Source organism: Cryobacterium sp. Hh7 (assembly GCF_004403155.1).
Lineage (GTDB): Bacteria > Actinomycetota > Actinomycetes > Actinomycetales > Microbacteriaceae > Cryobacterium > Cryobacterium levicorallinum.
Genome location: NZ_SOHG01000029.1, coordinates 54,283 through 75,220, shown reverse-complemented (window position 1 = coordinate 75,220; position 20,938 = coordinate 54,283). Strand labels below are relative to the sequence as shown.

22 protein-coding genes are annotated in these 20,938 nt (G+C 65.1%); 13 read left to right on the top strand and 9 right to left on the bottom strand.

Going from position 1 to position 20,938, the window contains the following annotated elements:
- Positions 1-98: 98 nt before the first annotated feature.
- The 3 genes from E3T43_RS10340 to E3T43_RS10330 all read right to left on the bottom strand — a co-directional run bounded on the left by E3T43_RS10340 (position 99) and on the right by E3T43_RS10330 (position 4,136).
- Entirely contained in the window at positions 99-1,778 is a 1,680-nt protein-coding gene (locus E3T43_RS10340; protein WP_134472391.1) for a chromosome partitioning protein, read from the bottom strand.
- A gap of 156 nt (positions 1,779-1,934) precedes the next feature.
- Positions 1,935-2,606, bottom strand: coding sequence for a TrkA family potassium uptake protein (locus tag E3T43_RS10335; RefSeq protein ID WP_134472390.1), 672 nt, complete (start codon positions 2,604-2,606; stop codon positions 1,935-1,937).
- 210 nt (positions 2,607-2,816) lie between these two features.
- The gene (locus E3T43_RS10330) at positions 2,817-4,136 is read right to left on the bottom strand and encodes a TrkH family potassium uptake protein (protein WP_241978923.1); all 1,320 of its coding nucleotides are present in this window, start codon (positions 4,134-4,136) and stop codon (positions 2,817-2,819) included.
- Positions 4,137-4,549: 413 nt separating this feature from the next.
- On the opposite strand from E3T43_RS10330, the gene E3T43_RS10325 reads away from it, so the two are divergent.
- The 5 genes from E3T43_RS10325 to E3T43_RS10305 all read left to right on the top strand — a co-directional run bounded on the left by E3T43_RS10325 (position 4,550) and on the right by E3T43_RS10305 (position 8,251).
- The gene (locus E3T43_RS10325; RefSeq protein WP_134472388.1) at positions 4,550-5,005 is read left to right on the top strand and encodes a helix-turn-helix transcriptional regulator; all 456 of its coding nucleotides are present in this window, start codon (positions 4,550-4,552) and stop codon (positions 5,003-5,005) included.
- Positions 5,006-5,137: 132 nt separating this feature from the next.
- A complete protein-coding gene (locus E3T43_RS10320) occupies positions 5,138-5,236 on the top strand; it encodes a 30S ribosomal protein bS22 (protein WP_003792170.1) in 99 nt (32 codons plus the stop codon).
- Positions 5,237-5,608: 372 nt separating this feature from the next.
- Positions 5,609-7,639, top strand: coding sequence for an Ig-like domain-containing protein (locus tag E3T43_RS10315; RefSeq protein WP_166791301.1), 2,031 nt, complete (start codon positions 5,609-5,611; stop codon positions 7,637-7,639).
- A 46-nt stretch (positions 7,640-7,685) separates the two neighbouring features.
- Positions 7,686-7,955 (top strand): glutaredoxin family protein, encoded by a 270-nt coding sequence (locus E3T43_RS10310; protein WP_092448433.1) that lies wholly within the window; start codon positions 7,686-7,688, stop codon positions 7,953-7,955.
- Positions 7,952-8,251 (top strand): Dabb family protein, encoded by a 300-nt coding sequence (locus E3T43_RS10305; RefSeq protein WP_104131639.1) that lies wholly within the window; start codon positions 7,952-7,954, stop codon positions 8,249-8,251. The genes E3T43_RS10310 and E3T43_RS10305 overlap by 4 nt, the downstream gene beginning before the upstream one ends.
- Positions 8,252-8,258: 7 nt before the next feature.
- Here the strand turns inward: E3T43_RS10305 and aspS are convergent, their stop codons facing one another.
- A complete protein-coding gene (gene aspS, locus E3T43_RS10300) occupies positions 8,259-9,587 on the bottom strand; it encodes an aspartate--tRNA(Asn) ligase (protein WP_104131640.1) in 1,329 nt (442 codons plus the stop codon).
- A gap of 170 nt (positions 9,588-9,757) precedes the next feature.
- Between aspS and E3T43_RS10295 the strand changes: the two genes are divergently transcribed.
- The 5 genes from E3T43_RS10295 to ccsB all read left to right on the top strand — a co-directional run bounded on the left by E3T43_RS10295 (position 9,758) and on the right by ccsB (position 14,532).
- Positions 9,758-10,402 (top strand): histidine phosphatase family protein, encoded by a 645-nt coding sequence (locus tag E3T43_RS10295; protein ID WP_134444215.1) that lies wholly within the window; start codon positions 9,758-9,760, stop codon positions 10,400-10,402.
- On the top strand, positions 10,399-11,034 hold the full coding sequence (locus tag E3T43_RS10290) for a TlpA disulfide reductase family protein (RefSeq protein ID WP_134472386.1): 636 nt from the start codon (positions 10,399-10,401) through the stop codon (positions 11,032-11,034). Before E3T43_RS10295 ends, E3T43_RS10290 begins: the two co-directional genes overlap by 4 nt.
- Positions 11,031-11,792: a cytochrome c biogenesis CcdA family protein gene (locus tag E3T43_RS10285; protein ID WP_092448428.1), complete on the top strand. Its 762-nt coding sequence runs from the start codon at positions 11,031-11,033 to the stop codon at positions 11,790-11,792. The genes E3T43_RS10290 and E3T43_RS10285 overlap by 4 nt, the downstream gene beginning before the upstream one ends.
- Positions 11,776-13,446, top strand: coding sequence for a cytochrome c biogenesis protein ResB (locus E3T43_RS10280; RefSeq protein ID WP_134472385.1), 1,671 nt, complete (start codon positions 11,776-11,778; stop codon positions 13,444-13,446). Before E3T43_RS10285 ends, E3T43_RS10280 begins: the two co-directional genes overlap by 17 nt.
- Before the next feature lie 69 nt (positions 13,447-13,515).
- Positions 13,516-14,532, top strand: coding sequence for a c-type cytochrome biogenesis protein CcsB (ccsB, locus tag E3T43_RS10275; RefSeq protein ID WP_092448486.1), 1,017 nt, complete (start codon positions 13,516-13,518; stop codon positions 14,530-14,532).
- 84 nt (positions 14,533-14,616) lie between these two features.
- On the opposite strand, the gene E3T43_RS10270 is transcribed toward ccsB, so the two are convergent.
- The 4 genes from E3T43_RS10270 to E3T43_RS10255 are packed head-to-tail and all read right to left on the bottom strand — an operon-like array spanning position 14,617 to position 17,296.
- Positions 14,617-15,624 carry an o-succinylbenzoate synthase gene (locus tag E3T43_RS10270; protein WP_134472384.1) on the bottom strand — a complete coding sequence of 336 codons (1,008 nt, stop codon included), beginning with the start codon at positions 15,622-15,624 and terminating at the stop codon, positions 14,617-14,619.
- 35 nt (positions 15,625-15,659) lie between these two features.
- Positions 15,660-15,917: a hypothetical protein gene (locus tag E3T43_RS10265; protein WP_134444212.1), complete on the bottom strand. Its 258-nt coding sequence runs from the start codon at positions 15,915-15,917 to the stop codon at positions 15,660-15,662.
- Entirely contained in the window at positions 15,914-16,246 is a 333-nt protein-coding gene (locus E3T43_RS10260; RefSeq protein ID WP_134472383.1) for an ATP-dependent DNA ligase, read from the bottom strand. The genes E3T43_RS10265 and E3T43_RS10260 overlap by 4 nt, the downstream gene beginning before the upstream one ends.
- Positions 16,247-16,288: 42 nt before the next feature.
- Complete coding sequence (locus E3T43_RS10255) at positions 16,289-17,296, bottom strand: RNA polymerase sigma factor RpoD/SigA (RefSeq protein WP_134472382.1); 1,008 nt, start codon at positions 17,294-17,296, stop codon at positions 16,289-16,291.
- 217 nt (positions 17,297-17,513) lie between these two features.
- Here E3T43_RS10255 and E3T43_RS10250 point away from each other — a divergent pair, with 217 nt between their 5' ends.
- The 3 genes from E3T43_RS10250 to E3T43_RS10240 are packed head-to-tail and all read left to right on the top strand — an operon-like array spanning position 17,514 to position 20,642.
- Complete coding sequence (locus tag E3T43_RS10250; RefSeq protein ID WP_134444208.1) at positions 17,514-18,425, top strand: 1,4-dihydroxy-2-naphthoyl-CoA synthase; 912 nt, start codon at positions 17,514-17,516, stop codon at positions 18,423-18,425.
- Between the two features lies 1 nt (position 18,426).
- The gene (locus E3T43_RS10245) at positions 18,427-19,656 is read left to right on the top strand and encodes an AMP-binding protein (protein WP_241978922.1); all 1,230 of its coding nucleotides are present in this window, start codon (positions 18,427-18,429) and stop codon (positions 19,654-19,656) included.
- Positions 19,611-20,642 (top strand): 1,4-dihydroxy-2-naphthoate polyprenyltransferase, encoded by a 1,032-nt coding sequence (locus tag E3T43_RS10240; protein WP_370449933.1) that lies wholly within the window; start codon positions 19,611-19,613, stop codon positions 20,640-20,642. The genes E3T43_RS10245 and E3T43_RS10240 overlap by 46 nt, the downstream gene beginning before the upstream one ends.
- On the opposite strand, the gene E3T43_RS10235 is transcribed toward E3T43_RS10240, so the two are convergent.
- Positions 20,616-20,915: a DUF4229 domain-containing protein gene (locus E3T43_RS10235; RefSeq protein WP_134444206.1), complete on the bottom strand. Its 300-nt coding sequence runs from the start codon at positions 20,913-20,915 to the stop codon at positions 20,616-20,618. The two genes, E3T43_RS10240 and E3T43_RS10235, sit on opposite strands and share 27 nt — an antisense overlap.
- Positions 20,916-20,938 lie beyond the last annotated feature (23 nt).

Here is a 20,938-nt window from a genome sequence, read left to right as displayed (position 1 = left end):
AGAAAAGTTAGGTCATACAAAACCCAGCCGCCAAAACCCGAGTTGACCAGCACTTCTGGAACTCTGACCGAGGCTAGCTAGGAAACTCCCGCTAGCGCCTACAGCCCCTCGGCGATGGCGGCCGTCGCCTGCAGCCAGGCTGAGCGGGTGCGGGGCGCCAGCGCGTCGACGTTGAGCGGTCCGCCGCCGACCAGCGAAGCGTCGTAGGGAACGTCGACGACGGTGCGGGTGAGCTGGCGAAAGTGGTCGTGCAGGCGCGCGGACAACTGCTCATCCGCGGTCTTCGACGGTGAAGCGAGTACGGTCACCGCCTGGGCGACCTTGTCGGCGTGCCCCTTCTGGCGCAAGCCGTCGAGCAGCGAGGCTGCACCGTAACCGGTGTCCTCGCGGATGGTCGAGACGATCACGAGCTGGTCGGCGGTCTCCACGGCCGCCTCCCAGTTACTGGCCCGCATGTTGTTGCCGGTGTCGATGACGAGCACCCGGTAGAAGCGGCTGAGCGTTGTATGCAGTTTGCGGAATGCGACATCGTCGATGCTCGCCGCTCCGGCCGGATCGAGGTCGGAGGCGAGTGCATCGAACTGGGCGTCGCCCTGCGACCGTACATAGTTGTCGAGGTCGCCCACCCGGGAGCGAGCATCACCGAAGCGATCCAGGTCGCGCAGCAGATCGACGGCCGTATTGGTGTGCCGAGCGGCCTGGGCGCGTACGCCCAGGGTTCCCATGGTCTCGTTGTTGTCCCAGGCGAGGGTATAGCCGCCGCGATAGATGCCGAACGTTGCCGCAATGAGCAGCGTTGCGGTTGTTTTGTGCGCCCCGCCCTTGGGGTTGAGGACCACGATCGTGCGGGGGCCGTTCAGGCTGCGCTGCACGGCGCTGATGGCGCTGCGCTGCATCTGCTCGGTGGGACTCGGCGCGAGCGAGACCAGCCCGCCGGTGAGGCGGCGCATGGCGCCCTGCCAGCCGTGCTCGGCCGGACCGGTCGGTGCCGGCGGCCGCGAGCTCAGAAAATCGGCGAGGTTGGGCGGGACGGTGGTCGATGTCGCGGCGGTCGCGGCAGCGGCAGCGGCAGCGGGCGAGGTGACGAATGGCGAGGTGGCTGGACGTGATGTGACCGGCACCGATGTGACCGGCACCGATGTGACCGGCACCGATGCGACCGGCACCGATGCGACCGGCATTGATATGACCGGCGCTGACGCGACTGGCAGCGACGGTGTCCGCTCTGCTCCGCCGACGGATGCCCGCGGCTCCGCGGCAACAGCCAGAGGAGCGAGCAGGGATTCGAACAGGCTGACGGGTTCATCGTCGGGTTCATCGGCGGCGGCGGCGGCGGTTTCTGTGGCGGGCGGCTGCAGCAGCGCAGCAAACGGGGTGCGCGCATCCGCTTCGATCGGCACGGCAGGCCGCGGCGAACTGTTCTGCACGGGGAGCGGCACGGTGTGCGCCGGCTTGGGATGCCGCCCGACGACGACCGGTCCGGCGGACTCGACGCGTCCGTTCGGGTGCACCGTCAGCGGCCAGTCGCCCTGCTCGTCGCTGACCTGCAGCAGCACAGACTGCCCGCGGGTGCGGGCAGTCTCGACGACGAGACCGATGATCTCCTCGCGCACGCCGGCTTCATCGCTGCCGGTCACCGTGCGCGTTGCGCCGTTGATGGTGACCTCGCCCGTCGTATCGGTTTGCACTTCGGCGACGATGTCAGCGGTGGTGTCAGGCACCGTGAATCCGGCCTCGGGCGCAACGGTATCGGGGAGCGCGGGAACGTTTCGTGACATGGATGAGCCTTTCCGTCCTCGGACATGACGCCACAGGCAGCCTCGCCGAGCTGCGACGAGTTATGTCCGTAGTAGGAGAATAGCCGGTCGCCGTCCACGAATTGGAGGATTATTCACCGAATCCGGGTGCATTCCGCCAGAACGGATGCTGATCGGCTAAGATCCGAGCGCCGCGAACCGCTCGATGTCGGCTTCGGCGCCCGACACGATGATGAGGTCGTGGTTGGAGACCACCGTCTCAGCCGTGGCATAGGTGAACGGCTTTCCCGGACTCTTCACGCCGACCACCGTGACGTTGTACTTGCGACGCACGCCGGAGTCAACCAGTTTGAGGCCGCGGATCTGCTTCGGCGGGTACATTTTCACGAGGGCGAAGTCATCATCAAACTCGATGAAGTCGAGCATGCGACCCGACACGAGGTGGGCAACGCGTTCCCCGGCCTCGGCCTCGGGGTAGATCACGTGGTTAGCGCCGATGCGTTCGAGGATCTTGCCGTGTGACTTGGAAATGGCCTTGGCCCAGATCTGCGGGATCTTCAGGTCAACCAGGTTCGCCACGATGAGCACGCTCGCTTCGACCGAGGCACCGGTTGCGCAGACGGCGATGGAGAAGTCCTGGGCGCCGATTTGCTGCAGCGCCTCGAGGGAGCGGGCATCCGCTTGCACAGCGTGGGTGACTCGCTCCGACCATTTCTGCACCAGCGCCTCACTCGTGTCGACCACGAGCACTTCGCGGCCGAGACGGTCGAGCTGGCCGGCTGTCGCAGCACCGAAACGCCCGAGCCCGACGATGAGTACGGGAGCGTCGTGTTTGATGCGATCAACCAACGATGGGCCTCTCTTCCGGGTGTTTGAACAGTTGCCTGCTCTGGCTTGCGGCCAATGCTGCCGCGAGAATCACTGTACCAACCCGGCCCATGAACATCGTGGCCGCCATCACGTACACGCTTTCCGGTAAACCACCATGCCGAAAATCAACAGGGCGATCGAGCGGTTCGACGGCCAGCGAGCCTGGCCAAAGTTGCCTGACTGAACGGACTACCCAATGATCGGGCGTTCTTCCGGGAGCGAGTAGAGAACATTGCGTTGTTTGAGCGCAAGGGCAGCAGCCAGACCGATCGGGCCAATCCGGCCGGCCAGCATGAGGAGGCTAAGCACGTATTTTCCCGCCGGGTGCAGCTCTTCGCTGAGCCCAACAGACAGGCCACAGGTAGCGAAAGCGGAGATAACTTCGAAGAGGATGCGATCCAGCGGCTCATCGCTGACCATCATGATGAGCCCGGTCGCCACGAGCACGAGCGTGGCGCCTAGGAATGTGACACTGATGGCGAGCCGCAGGGTGCCGTCGGGAATCGTCCGTCCGCTGATCATGACGCGCCTATCGCCACGCGCTTCCGCGACGATGGCGAGGAAGAGGACCGCGAGCGTGACCACTTTGATGCCTCCCGCAGTCGATGCGGATCCGCCACCGACAAACATCAATGCGTCCGTCATGAGGAGGGTGATCGGGTTCGATTCGCTCGTGTCCGTGATGGCGAATCCGCCGGAACGCATCATGGTCGAGGCGAATAAGGCGTGGAAGAGCTTGTCCGGGATGCTGAGGTGTTCGATTGACCGTTCATTTCCCCATTCCATGGCTCCCCAGGCAACCGCTCCGGCGATGAGCAGAAGTGTGGTCGTGCCGAGGGTTAGCTTGGTGTGCAGGGTCCAGCGCTTTCTATTCCACTTGTGTTGGATCAAGGTCAGATACACGGGGAAGCCGAAACTTCCGACGAATACTCCGATCATGATCGGGGTCAGAATCCAGTAGTCGCCATCGAACTGGCCGAGGCCGCCCGCATGCGAGACGAAGCCGGCGTTGTTGAACGAGGAGATTCCGTAGAAGAGTCCGTGCCAGACGCCTTCCCACCAGTTGTCTTCGATCATCACGAACCGTGGGATCAGGACTGCCACGAGTGCCGCTTCGATCGCTAGCGTGGTCAGCACCACGGTGCGAAGCAGACTGCCGACCTCACCGAGCCTCGACGTGCCGAGGCTCTGCTGAACGAAGACCTTGTCGCCGAGGCCCAGGTGCCGAGTAACCGCCCGCGCCAGGAGCAGGGCAATCGTGACAATGCCGAGCCCGCCAATCTGGATAGCGAGCAGAATCATCGCCTGTCCGAAGAAAGACCAGTGAGTTGCTGTGTCCAGCGTCGTCAGGCCCGTCACTGTCACGGCCGAGACGGCGGTAAAGATGGCATCGGGCAGGGGCGTTCGGTTCCCATCTGCCGCAGCGATCGGAAGAGACAAGACGATGGCGAAGAAAAGAGCGGCCGCGACGAAGATGAGTGCTGCTGCCCGGGAGGGCGAACGCTTCACGAACTCGCGGATCAGGGACCGAGGCTCCTGCGTTTGACTTGGTTCGGAGTGGGCGTGGTGCATGGGGATTCTCCGCTCGACGATGAGGGTCGCTGACCAAACTCGTCGACACTCTAATGACTAAATTAAGCCGCAGGTATCGATCCGGCCCGCCATCGGTCCGAGAGTCGTGACCTTGGTGCGCAACTGCCAACGATATCGATCAGGGCAAGCTCATTAAAACCGTGTGTGAACAATCACGCCCTCACGCGGTCCCGGCTGCGCACCAAAATAGAGAGTGGGTGGGGGAGGGACGGCCCTGTCCCGGTTCTCGACAACACCTGGAACCCCCGATTGACCTGCGACCTGTGCCAGTTTGACATGGTACTACCCAGCGGTGGTTTTTACCCAGTGCGAATGACTACCCTGAGGGTATGGCAGACATCTTCACCGTGGTGGCAGACTCGGCGCGACGCGACATTTTGCGCATCCTCTTGGAGCGGGCTGATCCCGCCGGCGAGCCCGGGAGCGCGGGGCGCAGCGAACTGAGCGTGTCCGACATCGTCGGTCATCTCGGGCTGAGCCAGCCGACTGTCTCCAAGCACCTCAAGGTGCTGCGTGAAGCCGGTCTGGTCACCGTGCGCGAAGACGGGCAACACCGCTTCTACCGACTGGAATATTCGCCGCTCGAGGAGATCGAGGATTGGCTGATCCCGTTCCTCAGCGTCGACTTCGATCAGGCCGTCAAGACCGCCGAGCTGGAGGGTGAGGGGTTGAAAGACGAGCAGCGCGCCTTCGCCTCGGCCATCGGCAAGGCTTTCGCCGACGCCTCGCAGATGTCCCAGGTGGTCAAGGATGCGACCGCGAAGAAGTGGCGCAGAAACGGTTGAAATCGGGCGTTTCGCGTTCCCACGACCGGCCCGATCCGACGGTTGAGTAGTTGGAGAGCGTTTTGTCCGATAGAATGGTGTTTTCGTGTCAGTCGCGGGCCCCGCGACTAAACCAATACTTGTGAGGTCCGTGTGGGTTCTGTAATTAAGAAGCGACGCAAGCGTATGGCGAAGAAGAAGCACCGCAAGCTGCTTCGCAAGACTCGCCACCAGCGTCGTAATAAGAAGTAGAGCGACTCCTCGTCGTTCTGTGAGCAAAGCGCTAGCCCTTCGGGACTGGCGCTTTTTGCTTGCCTGAGAGACGGCTGGGCGGAGTGGTGTTCCTGCGCGTTGCGCCGGTAGCATAGCGTCGATGTGCCATTACCCCGAATGGGGGTGGCGGTGCCATGGTGCGCGGCATCACTATTGACGGAATACGTGGGCGTTAGCGTCCGAGAGGCTACCCCCGTGAACCACGCTCCCTCGGCGCTCTTGCGTCGATGTACTGCTGCCATAATCATCCCGCTGCTGCTACTTGCTGGGATTTTACTGCCCACCAGCACTTTCACGGCACAAGCGGCCAGCCCGGCCGCCACGCTCGCGGCGAACGCGCAAGGCGCTGCCATGGCTGCGGATCCTGCTGATCCCCGCCAATCAGTGATCGTGCAGGCGGCGTCATCCGCTGCCGGCGTCGCCCTCGCCGAGGCTCAGAGCCGGGCGGGCGTCAGGATTGACAACCGCTACCGCGCGGCATTCGCTGGTTTCTCGGCCAAGCTCACCGCGGCCCAAATCGCGCACTTGCGCAGCAGCCCCCTGGTCGAGCGGGTCGAGCTGGATACCGCAACTCACATCGACACGTTGCAGCCGGATGCCCCATGGGGACTAGACCGCATCGACCAGCGTTCTTCGGCTCTTTCTGGCACCTACGACTACGGAACGTCAGGGGCTGGCGTGACGGTCTATGTGATCGACTCGGGAATCCGGCTTACCCACACCGAGTTCGGTGGCCGTGCGACGAGCGGCTATGACTTCGTCGATGATGACAGCGACGCCGGCGATTGCAACGGCCACGGCACGCATGTCAGCGGCACCATTGGCGGTACGACCTACGGTGTTGCGAAGTCCGTGAGCATGGTCGCCCTCCGCGTCTTCGACTGCGGAGGGAGCGGCTACGTCTCGGACCTGATCGCTGCCGTTGACTGGGTCGTTACCTACCGGTCAGGCCCCTCGGTCATTAACATTAGCGGCGGCGGCGAGTCCAATGCCCTGCTGGACGAGGCAGTGGAAAACGCCTCGGCAGCCGGCGTGCCGGTCGTCGTCGCTGCGGGCAACAGGTCGCAGGACTCGTGCGGTACCGCCTCTCCCGCCGAGACGCCGGCGGCGATCACCGTCGGCGCAACCGACGAGGGCGACTATCGGTCGAGCTACTCCAATTTCGGGGAGTGCGTCGACCTGTTTGCCCCCGGTAGCGGGGTTCGCTCCAGCTTCATCGGGTCGGATACTGACAATACGCTGATGAGCGGTACATCCATGGCAGCGCCCCATGTTGCTGGTGCCGTAGCGCGGTACCTACAGGTCAACGCGTCGTCAACTCCCGCGCAAATCGACGACTTTCTTTCCGCACAGGCAACGCAGGGGTTGGTCTTCGACGCTCGGTCAACGAGCAACTATCTGCTCTACGTCTCGCCGGGGAACAGCGACGTCTCGCCGGGGAACAGCGACGTCACCCCGCCGACCGTGACTAGCCGGGTGCCGGTCGTCAATGCACGGTCGATCAGCCAGACGGCGAACATCTCGGCGACGTTTAGCGAACCGGTCATCAATGTGACGGCGAGCTCGTTCTCACTGCGCTCCCAAACGGCAACGGTAGCTGCGGCCGTGACCTACGCCTCGGGGACAAACGTCGCCACGCTCAACCCGTCGTCGACCCTCGCAGCGGACACGCTCTATACCGTCACCGTGACCGGTGTGCGTGACATTGCCGGCAACGTGATCGCCGGCACGAGCTGGTCGTTTCAGTCGGGTCCGGCACCCACGATCATCGCGGCGGTCCCCAGAGCGGATGCCCGCGCAATCAGCCGGACCGCCGACGTCACGGTCACCTTCAGCGAGCCGGTGACGAAGGTTTCGACGACCACGATCACGATGAAGACGGGAACGACGCTCGTGCCAGCGGCCGTCACGTATGACGCGACAACCCGCACGGCGACGCTCAACCCCACAGCCACCCTCGGCGCCGACAGACTCTTCTCGGTCAACGTGTCTGGCCTGCTGGACGCCGTCGGCAACCCGTTAGTGCCCACCTCCTGGTCGTTCACGTCGGGGCCGGTACCCACTATTACCAGTGTCAGCCCGGCATCGGGGGCGACATCCGTTAGCCGTACCGCCAACGCGACGGCGACCTTCAGCGAAGCGATCATCGGAGTGAGTGCGTCAACGGTGAAATTGACGAATGCTTCGACCGGCGCGGTGATTACGGCGGTGAGGAGCTTCAATTCGACGACCAAAGTTCTCACGATCAATCCCTCCGTGACGCTCGCGTCCAACACGCTGTACCGGGTGACGATTACGGGCGGTACCAGTGCGGTGCGGGATGCGGCCGGCAACCCCCTGGCAACGAAAACCTGGACGTTCCGAACCGGCAGTTCCATCTAGCAGAGCATGGTCTAGTCGAGTAACCGCGGCCTCGTAGGCTAGACCCATGCCCACCGCACACCTCACCCTGATCGGCAAGCCCGGTTGTCACCTCTGCGACGACGCACGCGACGTGGTCGGCAGCGTTGTGGCCAAGCTCGCCGATGACGCATCGGCCCTCACGATCACGCTCGAGGAACGTTCCATTCTCGATGACGCCGAGTTGCACGACCTCTACCTGGAGGACATCCCGGTGCTCCTCATTAACGGCCAGGTGCACAATTACTGGCGCATCGATCCGGTGCGCCTGCGCACCGCCCTACTGGAGGTCTCATGACCATTCGTCACATCGTCTGCTGGAAACTCAGCGCTCTCACCCCGCGCAAGAAGGCGGACGACGCGGCCCAGATCGCTGCCGGCCTGAACGCCCTCGTCGGGGTTGTGCCCGAGATTCGCGCGTTGACGGTGGGGCCGGATGTTGCCGGTAACGAGAACTGGGACGTCGCGCTGATCGCCGACTTCGACGACCTCGAGGCCCTCGACCGCTACCAGAAGCACCCGGAGCACAAGAAGGCTGGCGCGTTCATCCGTACCGTCGTCGCCGACCGCCTGGCGGTCGACCTCGAGGTCTAGTTGATCCTTACGGCTCGAGGCGGGTCGGGCCGCGGAACAGGTAGGTGACCTCGCGAATCGACGCCTGGTGCAGCATGAGCATCAGTACGCGCGCGAGGCCCATGCCGAACCCTCCGTGCGAGGGCACGCCGTAGCGGAAGAAGTCCAGGTAGCCCTCAATCTCTTTCGGGTCGAGGCCCTTCTCGATCGCCTGCGCTTCGAGTACCTCGATGCGGTGCTCGCGCTGGGCGCCGGTCGAGATCTCGGTGCCGTTGAAGATGAGGTCGTAGCTCTTGGTAATCGACGCGTCGCCCTCGTGACGCATGTGATAAAACGGGCGGATGCTCGAGGCGTAGTCGGTGAGGAACACGAATTCGTGTCCGTACTTCTCGGCCACGTAGGCGGCGATCTGGCGCTCGCCCTCCGGGTCCATGTCGTCGTCGTCGCGGGGAACCTCGTAGCCGCGGCTCTTCACGATCTCCTTGGCCTCGGCCAGCGGGATGCGCGGGAACGGCGTGCTCGGAACGGTCACCTCGACGTCGAACAGGGCCTTGACCTCGTCGCCGTGCCGGGCCTTGACGGCGGTGAAGCCGGCGACCATGAGGTCTTCGTGCAGCTGCATGACGTCGTCGTGGCTGTTGATCCAGCTGATCTCGGAGTCAACACTGGTGAACTCGGTGGCGTGGCGGCTCGTGAACGAGGGGTCGGCGCGGAATGCCGGGCCGACCTCGAAGATCTTGCCGAAGCCGGCCGACTGCGCCATCTGCTTGAAGAACTGCGGGCTCTGCGCGAGGTACGCCTTCGTCTCGAAGTAGCCCACCTCGAACAGTTCGGCGCGGCTCTCGCTCGCGCTGGCCATGAGCTTGGGGGTGTGCAGCTCGATGAAGTCGTGCTCGATCCAGTACGTGCGCAGCGCGTGCTCGAACGTGGTCTGAATGCGGAAGATGAGGTTCTGCTTCGGGTTGCGCAGGTCGAGGAAGCGCCAGTCCATGCGCTTGTCGAGGCTCGAGTCGGCCGCGATCGGCGTCTCGGGGATGGCGGCCGACACGACGGTGAGGGTGGCCAGCTTGATTTCGATGCCGCCGAGCTTGACCCGCTCGTCGTGCTTGAGCGCACCGGTCACCGTCACGAAGGTGCCCTGGGCGAGACCCGAGATACTGGTCGCCGGCTCGTCGGCGACGACCTGGCCATCGGCATCCGTTGTGCGGGGATTGACCAGCTGCACGGCGCCGGATTCGTCGCGCAGTACGACGAATTGCACTTTTTTCTGGTCTCGAACGGTATCGACCCAACCGGACACCGATACGGGGCCGTCGTCGAGAGCGGACAGGTTCTTGATTAATACGCGCGAAGTCACTGTTCGAGCTTAGCCGGAGCCGCCCAGGGTCCCCGCCGAGGAGGGGAGCCCGGTGTACAAGTATTGAAGTTGCTGCCGATCGTGGATGACCTCGCCCGGAGCATCAGCATCGTTGACGTCTGAGCGCTCTCACGGCGGTTTCAAGGCTGGGGCCTCCGTAGACTGGTCGGGTGGTAGCCAGTCAAGTGCATCTCGTGCGTCACGGTGAGGTCTTTAACCCCGAACGCGTGCTCTACGGACGGCTGCCGAACTACCGGTTGTCCGAGCAGGGTGTGCTCATGGCCGCCACCGCCGCCGCCGAACTGGTCGAGCGCGGCCGCCCGGTCGTGCGCGTGATCGCCTCGCCGCTGCAGCGTGCGCAGGAATCGGCCGCACCGATCGCCGCCGCCTTTGGGCTGCCGGTCGACAGCGAGGAACGCATTATCGAACCGACCAACGCATTCGAAGGCAAGCGGATGCGCGGTCCAGACGGCGCGCTGCGCGACCCCCGCAACTGGCCGGCTTTGGTCAACCCGCTCCGGCCGAGCTGGGGCGAACCGTTTCGGGCTGTCTCGAAGCGGATGCTCGCGGCGATCGATGACGCCTGGAACTCGGTCGACGAGGGCGATGTTGTGCTGGTCAGCCACCAGCTGCCGATCTGGATGGTGCACCGCTCCCTCGCCCATGAACGACTCGCCCACGACCCGCGCAACCGGCGGTGCGATCTGTCGAGCATCACGACGCTGTCCTGGCGCGGCGACCACTTCGCTGAAACCGGTTATGCCAGCCCGGCCGCAGAACTTCTCGATCCGAGCAACGACGTGGGTGCCGTATGAGCCGCGTGAAGAGTCGCCGGGTCGCCCCGCTGTTGGCCGGTCTCGCCGCAGCCGCATTGTTGCTCGCCGGCTGCTCCTCTGACCCGCTCGCCGAGCAGTACCGCGAGGGCTCGAGCAAGGGCTTCATCGCCGGCGACGGCAGCGTCACCGAGATCCCCCTCGAAAGCCGCGGCGAGGCCATCGAGTTCTCCGGCGTGACCGAGACCGGTGAAACAGTCACCAGCGCCGACAAGCTTGGCGAGGTTCTGGTCGTCAATTTCTGGTACGCGAGCTGCGCGCCGTGCCGGGCCGAGGCATCCGATCTGCAAAGCATCAACGCGCAATTCGAAAATGAGGGCGCGAGTTTTCTCGGAGTCAACGTGCGGGACCAGGCGCCGAACGCGATCGCGTTCAACGAGACCTACAGCGTGACCTACCCCTCGGTGCTCGACGTCGACACCGGGGCCATGCAGCTCGCCTTCAGCGGCAGCATCCCGCCGAACGCGGTGCCCACCACACTCGTGCTCGACGCCGAAGGCCGGGTTGCCGCCCGCATTCTCGGCCAGGTCACCTCGCCCTCCATTCTGGAAACCCTGATTCGCGACACGATCGCGGAGACCGGCCCGATCATTGACAGCGGCACCGGCGAGTGAACAATCCCTTCGGAGAGATCGTCTTCAGCGGGCAGCTGCTCTTCGCTATTCCCATCGCGCTCCTGGCCGGGCTGGTGTCGTTCGCCTCCCCGTGCATTTTGCCGCTCGTACCCGGCTACCTCGCTTACATCGGCGGCTTCACCGACGGGCGCACCGGAACCTCCAAACGGGATCGGCGCGGCCGCAACCGGCTGCTGGCCGGGGTCGGCCTGTTCGTGCTCGGCTTCACCGTGGTGTTCGTGCTCACCGGCGTCGTTTTCGGCGCGGCCGGATTCTGGCTCAACTCCTACCGCGACCTGATCACCCGGATCGCCGGCGTCGTGGTCATTCTGCTCGGCCTGGTCTTCGTCGGCCAGTTCGGCGCGATGCAGCGCACCATCAAAACCAGTTGGCGCCCCAAGATGGGCCTGGCCGGAGCGCCCCTGCTGGGCGCGGTGTTCGCGGTCGGCTGGACGCCGTGCACCGGCCCGACCCTCACCGCCATCAACTCCCTCAGCCTTGGCACCGGCTCACCCTGGCAGGGCGGTCTGCTCGCGTTGTTTTATTCCCTCGGCCTCGGTATTCCGTTCCTGTTGATCGCCCTCGGCCTCAACTGGGCCACCGGATCGGTCGCATTCCTGAAACGGCATATACGTGCCATCAACCTGTTCGGCGGCGTTTTGCTCGTCGTTATCGGAGTCCTCATGGTGACCGGCATCTGGAACGCCTGGCTCCTCGACCTGCAAGGGGTGATTGGCAGCTTTGTCCCGGCCATCTGACCACTACGATTCCCGCCCGCAGACACCGGGGGTCGTGCAGCCCAAGCTCGGCCTGACCGGCTGGCTGCGCTGGTTCTGGCGTCAGCTTACGAGTATGCGCACCGCCCTGTTTCTGCTGCTGATGCTCGCCATCGCCGCCATTCCCGGATCGCTAGTGCCGCAGCGCAGCTCAGACCCGAACGGCGTCACCCAGTACTTTGCCGACAACCCCGACCTGGCACCGGTCCTCGACCAGCTGCAAGCCTTCGACGTGTACACCTCGGCCTGGTTCTCGGCGATCTACCTGCTGCTGTTCATCTCGCTCATCGGCTGCGTCATTCCGCGCACCAAACACCATTTTCTGGCCCTGCGTGCGAAGCCGCCGACCACTCCGGCCCGGCTCTCCCGCCTGTCGGGTTTCATCGAGCATGACGCGCCGGCTGAAACGGATGCCTCCGCCGCCATCACCTATGCCCGCACCCTCCTGAAATCCAGCGGCTACCGCGTCGCCCGGTTCGAGGCTGAGGGGGAGTCATCGGTCTCGGCCGAACGCGGCTACCTGCGCGAGACCGGGAACCTGATCTTTCACGGCGCCCTGGTGGGCGTTCTGGTCACCGTCGGATTCGGCGGCGGCTACGGCTTCAGTGGCCAGCGCGTGCTGGTCGAAGGCCAGACCTTCGTGAACACCCTGCTCGCCTACGACTCCTTCAACCCTGGACGTTTCTTCGACGACGGAACCCTCGACCCCTACACCCTGAGCCTCGACGACTTCGCGGTGGCCTACGAGCAGCTCAACCTGCAGGCCTACGGCCAGCCGATCGACTTCACCGCCGACGTGACCGTCACCCCCAAGGGCGCTGAAGCCGAGCCCGGCGTGGTTAAGGTCAATGGGCCGCTGCGCACGAATGGCACGAGCATCTACTTGCTCGGCAACGGCTACGCACCGACCATTCAGGTCACGGCCCCCGACGGCACCGTGGTGTTCTCCGATTCGGTGCCGTTTCTGCCGCAGGACGCCAACCTCACCTCGCTCGGCATCGTCAAGGTGCCAGACGGTCTGGCCGAACAGCTCGGCATGATCGGTTTCTTCTATCCCACCCAGGACAAGGCCGAGTCCGGGGCGAACTTCTCCAGCTACCCCGACCTCGAGTATCCGCTGCTCACCCTGAACGTGTACACCGGCGACCTCGGTCTCGATGACGGCGTACCGACATCCGTTTATGCCCTCGTCACCGACGATCTGACCCAGCAGAACGGCGGCACCACCGGTGTCGACTCGATCGAACTCAAGCCGGGCGAGTCCACCGAGCTGCCGAATGACCTCGGCACGGTCAGCTTCATCGACAACGACCCGGCCGCCTCGGCTGCCGGCGATCTCAAGCAGTCGGTTCCGCGCTTTGCCAGCTTCGACATTCACCACGATCCGACCCAGATCTGGCTGATCTCCTTCTCCGCACTCGTGCTGTTCGGCCTGTTCACCGGACTGCTCGTGCCGCGTCGCCGAGTCTGGGTGAAGGCGACCACGCGTGCCGATGGAACGGTTCACCTCGAATATGCCGGCCTCGCCCGTGGTGACGACCCAGCCCTCGGTAGCGCCGTCACGGCCCTGGCCGACCGACATCTGAAACTGCTCAAGTCCCACCAACCCATCGTCGCCACCCCCGAAACGACTTAGGCTTAGATCGTGAATCTGACTGACCCCGCACTGCTCAACTCGTACTCGCTCTACGCGCTGTATTCGGCGATGGGCGTCTACGCCCTCGCTTTCATCGCCTTCGCGATCGACCTCGCCCGCCGCTCGAGCGCGGTCGGCGTGATCGAGGCGGCCGACCTGGTGGAAACGGATGCCGCTGCTTCGGCCGGCGCCGCAGCATCCGCTGGCGGTACCCGCACCCTTGAGCGGCCGGCCCTGAAACGGCCGGTGCTGTCCCGCCTCAGCGCGCGGATGGACAACGATGCGGCCATGCCCTACGGCCGCTCGTCGAGCCTGCGGGTGGGCGTCTCGCTCACCGTGCTCGCCTGGGCACTGCACCTCGTGGCAACCGTTATGCGCGGTTTCGCCGCCGACCGGGTGCCGTGGGCGAACATGTACGAATTCGCCATGACCGGAACCCTGCTCATCATGACGGTGTTTCTGCTCGTGCTGGTGCGCTCGGACCTGCGTTTTCTGGGAACCTTCGTCACCGGCCTCGTGCTCGTGCTGCTCGGAATTGCCGCGCTGCAGTTCTACGTCGAGGTCGCTCCGCTGCCGCCGGCGCTGCAGTCGGCCTGGCTGGTGATCCACGTTTTCGTGGCGTCCCTCGGCACCGGAATGTTCGCGCTCGGCTTCGCCCTGTCGACCGTTCAGCTGTTGCAGTCGCGGCGGGAGAACCACGTGCTCGAGGGAGCTGCCGCGCCGCGCGGGGCGATCGCATCCGCTCTGCGCCTGCGTTTTCTGGCCACGCTGCCGTCGTCAGTGACGCTGGAGAATCTGTCCTACCGCATCAATATCGTCGGCTTCATTTTGTGGACCTTCACCCTGATGGCCGGCTCGATCTGGGCCGAACAGGCCTGGGGCCGGTATTGGGGCTGGGACACCAAAGAGGTCTGGACTTTCATTATCTGGGTCATCTACGCGGGCTACATCCACGCCCGTGCGACCCGCGGCTGGCGCGGATCACGCTCGGCCTGGCTGTCGATCATCGGTTTCAGCGCCGTCATGTTCAACTTCGGCATCGTCAACGTGTTCTTCAAGGGCCTGCACGCCTACTCTGGCTTGTAGCCCGCAGTCACTCGAAAGCGGGTAAACGGTTGCTTCAGCCCGTCTGAATCAACCTTTCACCCGCTTTAGCGATTAGGCTGCGCGCTATCCGGCGGCGGCAAGGAGCGCGTGGGTGCGCGCGAGGCGCGCCAGCCACCAGTCGCGGCGCTCCGGACTGGCTGCGTGCTGCGTGAGCAGAGCAGGGTCGGAGGTGACTCGGCGCACCGGAATCGCGCCGTCGACCGGGAGCAGCGGGTGGGTCGTGACGTCCTCGGCCAGCAGCGAGGCCGTGCCCAGTCCGCAGTCGAAGTACAGGCCGGGAACGGATGCGGCCAGGTGGGCGCCCATGGACAGCCCGACGGAGGTGTCGAGGGCGCTGGAGACGACGACCGGAAGGCCGGTCTGGCCGATGATCGACAGGGCGGCGCGAATGCCGCCGAGTGGCTGCGCCTTGATCACCAGGATGTCGGCGGCGCCGGCCCTCGCCACGGCGAGTGGGTCGCTGCTCTTGCGCACGCTCTCGTCGGCGGCGATCGGCACGCTCAGGTAGGTCGTGCGCTGGCGAATCTCGGCCAGTTCCGGCACGGTCAGGCAGGGCTGCTCGACGTATTCGAGATCAAAGGCGCTCAGGGCGTGAATGGCATGCTCCGCCTCATCCACATTCCACAGTCCGTTCGCATCGATTCGGATGCGTCCCTCCGGGCCGAGCACGCGGCGCACCTCGGCGACCCGGGCGACATCGTCGGCCAGAGTCTGATCGGGGCTGGCCACCTTCACCTTGGCTGTGCGGCAGCCGGGAAAACGGGCGAGCACTTCGGCCACCTTGTCGGCGGAGACGGCGGGCACGGTGGCGTTGACCGGAATGCTCGTGCGCAGCGGGTGCGGCGAGTCCTGCCAGCCGAAATCAATCGCGGCCCGCAGCCAGTTGACTGCCTCAGCGTCGTCGTATTCGACGAAGGGAGAAAACTCCGTCCAGCCCTGCGGCCCCTCGAACAGCATTGCTTCCCGGCTGTCCAGGCCTCGAAACCGGTCGAACAGTTTCAGGGAGACGACGTGCGCGGAACCGAGAAGCTCTTCCAAGGTGGGGACCGTGGCATCCAGTGAGGTCAACATGGATCCAGTCTGGCAGCCTCCGGCTGGGTAGTTGGTCAGAGCGAATCCTGATCGAGGTCATCGCCCTCATGATCGTGGTCGATGCCGTTCGGCCTGACATTGACCAGGGCGACCGCGATTCCGGGGGCGATGAGCAGATAGGCGTCTTCGAACCGGCCCTCCCCGCTGTTTACCCGCAACCAGTACGGCAGCCCGGCAGCGATGGCGCCGTCGATCTCCACCTGGATCGACTCGACCGAACGGCCGCCGAGGGAATAGGGCTTGCCGCCATAGACGATGTCGATGCGGTTCATGGTTCGTCCTTCGAGCTCAGTGGCGCGAACGGGGATCGGGGTTCTGGAACGATTTGCAGGCCGCCGGAGGAGTTGGCCGTGGCCATGAGCGCCTCGATCCACTCGCGGTTCAGGGTGGGGGAGCGGCTGCCGAAATATTTGTATGCGATTGGGATGCCGGGGTGCAGCCAGATGGTGCTCCGCCCGTTGCCCGCCTGCGGGTCATCGCGCCAGGTGAAATAGAACGATTCGCCGCGCCGAAGCTTGGCTCCGATGACCACCTGGATATGCGCCAGAACTCGATCGTCGAAGTCCGCGGTGAGGGTCGAGTCGTAGGTCAGCTTTCCCATGTCTCGCTCCAGCTCGCGTGCATTCGGTTGATCCTGACCTCGCTAGTCGCGCAGGTAGTGCTCCAGCCGGGGCACGTGCAGAAGAGCCAGGGCGCGTTTCTCGATCTGCCGCACGCGTTCCCGGGTGACGCCCTCGATGTGGGCGATCTGGTCGAGGGTACGGGGCTCGTTGCCGTCGAGGCCGAACCGGGCCCGCAGAATGGAGCGTTCTCGGGGCGGCAGTGTTTCCAGAAAGAAGCGGATGTCCGCGGCACGCAGGGTCAGGGTGGCGTGCTCGTCGGGCTGGGGCAGGTCGTCGTCGATGATGAGTTCAGCCATATCGCCGGCGCCATCACCGACCGGGGTGTGCAGGGAGATCGGTTCGTTGTCGTACTGCAGCAGCCGCAGCACATCGCGCACTGGAAGCTGCGCGGCCTCACCGATCTCGCGTGCTGTCGGGTCGCGGTCGAGCACGCTCGTGAGATCACGACGGATCCGCTTAATCTTATTCAGCTTCTCGGCCGTGTGCACCGGGATGCGGATCATGCGCGATTTGTCGGCCATACCGCGGTGGATGGCCTGGCGGATCCACCAGGTGGCGTAGGTGGAGAACTTGTAGCCGGTCATGAAGTCATACTTTTCGACCGCACGCACCAGGCCCATATTGCCGTCCTGAACGAGGTCCATGATGGGCACCCCGCGACCGGAATAGTGTTTGGCGATGCTGACGACCAAGCGCAGGTTGGCCTCGATGAACTGGTTCTTGGCGCGGCGCCCGTCTTGCCCGAGCCAGGCCAGGTCCCGCTGCTCCACCGAATCGCGCGGGATGGCATCGCCGTCCCGCAGCAGTCGAGCCTCAGCGAACAGACCCACCTCGATGCGGCGCGCCAGATCAACCTCCTGCTCGGCGTTGAGCAGGGTCCCCTTGCCGATGCGGCGCAGGTAATCGCCGAAGGCATCCGTTGATGCGGCGCTGTAGCTGGCCGATGCCGCGACGCGACGCGGCGCGGTATTCGCCGCCGGGCGCGGCAGCGGAGCAGTGTTGGTGTTTCTCTCAACAGTCGTCGTCATGAGCGCTTGCCCCCGCACTGGCTGCTGCTGTCTGTGATATTCATGGCCACCTCCCCGTGTATTCCAAGTCATTAGTACACCCCCGAAGGGGGGTGGCGATCAAGGGCTTGACATATTGTTTGGTACAGGTTACCTGAGGTTATTTCGTCTTTACAACCGTGGGTATTACGAGTTGGTGAAGCCGCAAGCTGCGCGTCTGCCCCCGTAGGCTGACAGCATGAGCGAACAGGTATCCGAAATCTTCGATGCGAGCCAATGGAAGGCCGTTGCCGGCTTTGAAGACCTCACTGATCTGACCTACCACCAGGATCTGAGCGGCCGAATCGCCCGCATCGCCTTTGACCGGCCCGAGGTGCGCAACGCCTTTCGCCCCCGCACGGTCGACGAGTTGTTCAGCGCTCTGGAAGACGCTCGGCTGAACTCGAAAATCGGCGTCGTTCTGCTCACCGGCAATGGCCCGAGTGCCAAGGACGGCGGCTGGGCTTTCTGCTCCGGTGGCGATCAGCGCATCCGCGGCCGGGACGGCTACAAGTACTCCGAGGGCGAGACGGCAGCGGGCATCGACCGCGGACGCGCCGGACGCCTGCATATTCTGGAAGTGCAGCGTCTCATCCGTTTCATGCCCAAGGTCGTCATCGCGGTCATACCCGGCTGGGCGGCCGGCGGCGGGCACTCCCTGCACGTGGTCTGCGACCTGAGTATCGCCAGCGCCGAACACGGCAAATTCAAGCAGACGGATGCCGATGTCGGCTCCTTCGATGCCGGTTACGGCAGCGCCTACTTCGCCCGCCAGGTCGGCCAGAAAGCCGCCCGCGAGGTGTTCTTTCTGGCTCGCGAATACTCGGCCCAGCGTGCGCTCGAGATGGGCGCGATCAACGCCGTCGTGCCGCACGCCGAACTGGAAACCGTGGCGCTGGACTGGGCTCGAGAGATTCTGACCAAGTCGCCCACCGCGATTCGCATGCTCAAGTTCGCCTTCAACGCCGTCGACGACGGGCTGGTCGGCCAGCAGGTGTTCGCCGGCGAGGCCACCCGCCTCGCTTATGGCACCGATGAAGCCGTCGAGGGCCGGGACTCCTTCCTGGAGAAGCGTGAACCGGACTGGTCGCCGTACCCGTGGCAGTACTGACGTGAGGCCGCTGCTCGCGGTCGCGCCGGAGCATCCGCTCGACTTTTTGGCCGTGCTGCGAAACGCGCTCGCCGGCAGCGGGCCGGCCGTGCTGCCGCTGTCGACCGATCGGGCTGCTGGAATGCCGGTCCTCGGCGACGTGCCGAAGCGGGTCGCCGTGGTGATCGAGACCTCCGGGTCGACGGGGGCGCCGAAACGGGCCATGCTCGCCACCAATGCGCTGCTGGCCGGTGCCGCGGCGTCGGCGGTCGCCCTCGGTGGACCGGGGCAGTGGCTGCTGGCCCTTCCGGTGCACTACATCGCCGGGGTGCAGGTGCTGGTGCGCTCGATCGCCGCCGAGACCACCCCGATCGTGCTACCGCCTGGCCACTTCGATCCGCAGAATTTTCTTCGTCTGGCCGAGACCATGACCGAGCCGCTGCGCTACACCGCGCTGGTTCCGGTGCAGTTGGCCCGGCTGCTCGACGCAGCGGATGACCCGGCCCTGCTGGCCGTGCTGCGGCGCTTCACCGCGATTTTGGTCGGCGGGCAGGCCATCCGACCCGAGCTCATCGCGCGGGCGGCCGAACTGGAGGTGCGGGTCGTGCGCACCTATGGATCGTCGGAGACGGCCGGTGGGTGCGTCTACGACGGGGTTCCGATCGGGGACACCCTCGTGCGTCTCGTCGACGGGCAGCTCGAGCTGTCGGGCGCGGTACTCGCCGAGGGGTACCTCGACGATGCACCGCGCACCGCTGACCGGTTCATCGTGGAGCAGGGGGTGCGCTGGTATCGCACCGGCGACCTCGGCGAAGTCGATCCCCTGAGCGGTCGCGTCACGGTGCTCGGCCGGGCCGACAACGTGATCATCTCCGGCGGCGAGAAGGTGTCCCTCGACGCCGTCGAACGGATCGTGCGGTCCTGTGTGGGCTTCGAGACGGCGGTTGTGCTCGGTGGCGATGATGCCCAATGGGGCCAGGTGCCGGTTCTGGTGGTGGCCGGGCCGGAAGGCGCGGCGGCGGATCTGGCTGTCGTGGGGGCATCCGTTGTGGCGCTGCTGGGACGTGCCGCCAGGCCCGCGCGCGTCGTGCGAGTGGAGCAGATCCCGCTGCTGGCCTCGGGTAAGCCCGACCGGGTGGCGTTGGCCAGTATTGTGTTTGCCAGTACTGTGTTGGCCGGTCCTGGGCCAACAAGTAGCATGGTGGCGTGGCACAAGGAGCTCGGCCGGTCAGGCCCAAACAACAAAGACTGAACCCTGCGGCGACGCTGGCGGGTGCCGCTTCCGGCGGCAAGACCAACGGCAAGTCAGGCCATCCAGCCTTCAAAAACGTGCCGCGCAAGGGGCCCGCCGCGGTCAAACCGGCCACGGCCGCCGACTGGATCGCCGGTGCGCGCCTGCGCACCCTGCCGCTCGCCATCGCTCCTGTACTGCTCGGCACCGGAGCCGCCATCGTCGCGGCCGGCCCCGGCGTCTACCACCCGGTGCGCGCGCTGCTCGCCCTCGCGGTGGCCCTGCTGCTGCAGATCGGCGTCAACTACGCCAACGACTATTCCGACGGCATTCGCGGCACCGACGCTTTTCGGGTCGGTCCGGCCCGGCTGACCGGCGGCGGCGTTGCCAACCCCCGTACCGTGCTGCGCGTCGCCCTGGTCTTCTTCGGCCTCGCCGCCGTGGCCGGCCTGACCCTCGTCATTCTGACCCAGTACTGGTGGCTGCTACTCGTCGGCGTCGTCGCCCTGGTGGCGGCCTGGTTCTACACCGGTGGCAGAAAGCCCTACGGCTACCTCGGCCTCGGCGAACTGTTCGTGTTCGTCTTCTTCGGGCTCGTCGCCACCGCCGGCACCACCTACGTGCAGGTCGGCGACTTCACGACCGAGAGCGTGCTCGGCGGTGTGGCGATGGGACTGATCGCCTGTGCCGTGCTCATGGTCAACAACCTGCGGGACATCGTGCCCGACCAGGCCGCCGGCAAGCGCACCCTCGCGGTGCGCATCGGCCGCACGGCTTCCCGGGTCGTCTTCTGCGTCTTCCTGCTGCTGCCGTTCGTGATCGCCGGCCTGTTCAGCCTGGTTTATCCGCTCGGGATCTTCACGTTCTTCGTGCTGCTGCTGGCGCTGCCGGCCTGCCTCATTACGGTCACCGCGACGTCGGCCAGGGAACTCATCCTTGCGCTGAAGCTGACCAGCCTCGCGGCGCTGGCCTACGGGCTGCTACTGGGACTTGCTTTCGCGTTCTGAGTTGGTGGTTTCTTCGGCATTCAGCGCCTGGTCCTCGACCTCAGAATCCGGGTTTACCGGCTCCTTGCCGGGGTGCCGCGCCCGGTACAGGTCACGCGCCACGCTCTCGCGGGACTTGCCGAGAAACAGGTAGGACAGGCACAGGCCGAGCATGGCAGCGATGACGGCCGCAGCCCAGGGCCAGAAACCGAGGGAGAGCAGGATCGCCAGCGGTACGGCAAACATCAGCACGCGCATCACGGAGTAGTACAGCCAGGGGGCCACGAATTTCATGAGCCAAGTTTAGAACGCCGCGC